We start from the raw sequence: 638 nt of genomic DNA on the forward strand, positions 1-638 counted from the left end.
GGGATCAGCGGGCGGCGGGAGTTGACATCGATCTCACGAGAAACCGTACCACCGCCGCTCCGTTGCATCCCATGGTTCCACGCTCTTAAACGGCTACGGCATATCAGGTGCCGCAGCCATCTGTCTTGGGTGGCCAGGGCCATTCTTCGTGGTCGCTGTTCCTCGTACCGCCAATATCCATAAGCCATGCCCGAAACTCGGGACGTGCGTGACAGACCGCCCAATCAAGTGGTGTACCACCACTTGAATCAACGCTGTTGATGTCAGCGCCGTGTTCGTGCAGCAATCGCGCAGCGTCGAATTGATTATACGCACACGCGAAACTGAACGCGGTTTCGCCGTCTTGGTTTTTCCAATGCACGTCAGCATCATGCTCGAGTAACGCCTTCATCGCGTCCATGTTTCCGAGGTGCGATGCCATCGTGAGCCACTCGCCCAGGTCATGACCATTCAGCTTGGAGGTCAAGATCGTATGGCGGATCGCGTCGGCGTCATCTGCTTCAACGGCTTCGGAGAGCGTCGATATAAGGTCGTCAGGAAGCGTCATCTTTTATTGGTGGAACGTCACCGTTCACCGGGCCGCGGCAAACGACATTGATTTGAGAATCCGCGCGGCCCGCGGCTCCGTGTGCAACGGA

The 638-nt window shown here is 57.4% G+C and carries 1 protein-coding gene; it reads right to left on the minus strand.

Annotation, left to right across the window (positions count from 1 at the left end; translation table 11 throughout):
* Positions 1-103 precede the first annotated feature (103 nt).
* Positions 104-547, minus strand: coding sequence for an ankyrin repeat domain-containing protein (locus tag CA13_RS04280; RefSeq protein ID WP_146394748.1), 444 nt, complete (start codon positions 545-547; stop codon positions 104-106).
* Positions 548-638: the final 91 nt, after the last annotated feature.

It is taken from the genome of Novipirellula herctigrandis, assembly GCA_007859835.1.
GTDB lineage: Bacteria > Planctomycetota > Planctomycetia > Pirellulales > Pirellulaceae > Novipirellula_A > Novipirellula_A herctigrandis.